General features: G+C 70.6%; 2 protein-coding genes. Both read left to right on the plus strand.

What is annotated here, in order from left to right; all coding sequences use genetic code 11:
- Window positions 1-413 (plus strand): FAD:protein FMN transferase (locus tag DDE13_RS22310; RefSeq protein ID WP_222626189.1); only part of this gene is annotated, 413 nt, incomplete at its 5' end.
- 5 nt (window positions 414-418) lie between these two features.
- Window positions 419-2,193, plus strand: a 1,775-nt coding sequence (locus DDE13_RS22315) for a heavy metal translocating P-type ATPase (RefSeq protein ID WP_111406387.1), incomplete at its 3' end; no start/stop codon positions are given.

A 2,193-nucleotide genomic window follows, 5' to 3' on the forward strand; every position in this document is an offset into this window, starting at 1 on the left:
GGCCGGACGGCGAGGCCTGGACCGTCGCGGTCGAGGCGCCGGACGCCGAGCGCCGGACGCTGCATTCTATCCTCGCGCTGCAGGACGCCGCCGTCGCGACCTCGGGCGACTACCGTCACTGGGTCGAGGTGCAGGGGCGCCGCCTGTCACACACGATGGACCCGAGGCGGGGCGCGCCGCTGATCGCGTCGCCGGCCTCCGTCACGGTCGTGGCCCGCACCTGTGCCGAGGCCGATGCCTGGGCGACGGCCCTCATGGTGCGTGGGCCGGACCAAGGCGCGACGCTCGCAAGACAAAGCGGGCTCGACGCCCTGTTCCTCCTGCGCGATGATGATGCCAGCGCAAGGGGCGTGGGAGTCGGACGACTGTTTTCCGAAGATCCAGCGGCAATCGCCTCAGCCCTCGGAAGATAAGCCGCATGGAACAGACCCGTACCGACCGCTTCAAGACCGCCATTCTGCTGACGGCCGTGGCCGGTTTGACTGGTGGACTTGCGTTCTACTTCGCGGGCCAACCCGATATCGCGAACCTCGTCTGGATCGCCGGGGTTGTTCCGGCGCTCGGAGGCCTCTTGGTCGAGATCGGCCGGAGCATCGGGCGCGGCGAGGTCGGCCTCGATATCGTTGCCGCGCTGTCCATGTCCGCGGCGCTCGTCTTCGGCGAGACCCTGGCGGCGGCGGTGGTCGCGGTGATGTATTCTGGCGGCACCTTCCTCGAAGCCTTCGCAGAGGGCCGCGCCCGTCGGTCGATGCAGGACCTCCTGTCCCGCGTGCCCCGGACCGCGACCCGGCACCGCAACGGTGCGCTGGAGGAGGTGCCGCTCGACGAACTCGCCCCCGGTGATCGCCTGCTGATCCGGCAGGGCGACGTGGTGCCGGTAGACGGCACAGTGGCCTCCGACACGGCCTTCCTCGACACCTCGGCGCTGACCGGCGAGTCCCTGCCGGTGCGCCTTGCCCACGGTGCCGACGCCATGAGCGGCTCGACCAACGCGGGCGAGGCCTTCGACCTTACGGCGACGCGCGAGGCGAAGGACAGCACCTATGCCGGGATCGTCCGTCTGGTCGAGGAAGCGCAGGCGTCCAAGGCGCCGATGTCCCGGCTGGCGGACCGCTGGTCGCTGGGCTTTCTGGCCGTCACCGTCAACATCGCCTTTGCGGCCTGGTGGTTCACCGGCGATCCGATCCGGGCCGTCGCCGTGCTGGTCGTCGCCACGCCCTGTCCGCTGATCCTGGCGGTGCCGGTGGCGCTCGTCGCCGGCCTGTCGCGCGCTGCGCATTTTGGGGTGCTGATCAAGGGCGCGGGGCCGCTCGAGACGATGGCGCGCATCCGTACCCTGATCCTCGACAAGACCGGCACGCTGACCGACGGCCGCCCGCAGATCGTTTCGATCGACAGTCACGACGGCATGGGCAAGGACGACATACTGCGCCTTGCCGCAGCGCTCGATCAGGCCTCCAAGCACCCTGTCGCGCAGGCCATCGTCGCCGCCGCCAAGGGACAGGGCCTTGCGCTGCCCGTGCCGGCCGAGGTCGCCGAGTTTCCCGGCGAAGGGGTCGTGGGCGATGTCGAGGGCCGCAACGTGATCGTCGGGGGCGACGGTTTCGTGGCTTCCCGGGTCGGGCGACCGGGGGGAGATCACCCCGCCAAGGGCGCCGGATCGGTCTTGGTCGCAGTTGCGGTCGATGGCCGAATGGCCGGGCATCTGGTGATGTCAGATCCTCTGCGCGAGGGCGCGGGCGCCATGCTGCAAGGTCTCCGCCGCCAAGGGATCGCGCGCATCTTGCTGGCCACCGGCGACCGCGCGGACGTGGCCGAGCGCGTGACCGTGGGACTTGGTCTCGACGGTCTGCGCGCTGGACTGACGCCGGACCAGAAGGTTCTGCTGGTGCTGACCGAGCGAAAGCACGGTCCCGTCATGATGGTGGGCGACGGCGTCAACGACGCGCCCGCGCTGGCGGCGGCCGACGTGGGTGTGGCGATGGGGGCACGGGGCGCCGCGGCCTCCGCCGAGGCCGCCGACGTGGTGCTGCTCGTCGACCGACTCGACCGGCTGGGGCCTGGCATCGAGATCGCGCGGGCCTCGCGACGGATCGCGGTCGAAAGCGTCGTCGCTGGGATCGGTCTGTCGGTCCTGGGCATGATCGCCGCCGCTTTCGGGTATCTGACGCCAGTGCAAGGCGCGCTCCTGCA

The sequence above is a fragment of the Meridianimarinicoccus zhengii genome, assembly GCF_003254465.1.
Lineage (GTDB): Bacteria > Pseudomonadota > Alphaproteobacteria > Rhodobacterales > Rhodobacteraceae > Meridianimarinicoccus > Meridianimarinicoccus zhengii.